1 protein-coding gene is annotated in these 329 nt (G+C 40.4%); it reads right to left on the bottom strand.

Annotated elements, in window-relative coordinates; genetic code table 11:
* Positions 1 to 329, bottom strand: a 329-nt coding sequence (locus tag VK91_RS21915; RefSeq protein WP_048395899.1) for an aldehyde dehydrogenase family protein, incomplete at both ends; no start/stop codon positions are given.

Here is a 329-nt window from a genome sequence, read left to right as displayed (position 1 = left end):
CGACGACGGATAATCGCTGCCGCTTTGAAAAGAACGTCCGCACGAATGGCTGGATCAACTTTTTTCCATGTTTTGAATGTTTCATCTGCCGCTTGCATCGCTTTTTCAGCTAAATCTTTACTTGCTTTCGAAACGCGACCAATGACTTCTGTTTTCTTTGCAGGATTGTACGAAACGATTTTATCTTCTGTTGTAATGCGCTCGCCACCAATAATTAGTGGGTAGTCTTGACCTAAGTAACCTTCAACTTTATTTAAAGCCTCTACATAAGCATTGTAGTTTGCCTCTTGTGAAAAATCTGTGAATGGTTCGTGTTTGTATGGAATCAT

This window comes from Lysinibacillus sp. LK3 (assembly GCF_001043675.1).
Classification (GTDB): Bacteria; Bacillota; Bacilli; order Bacillales_A; family Planococcaceae; genus Lysinibacillus; species Lysinibacillus capsici.
The sequence above is the reverse complement of the archived record's forward strand: the minus strand, read 5'-3'. Positions and strand labels throughout refer to the sequence as shown.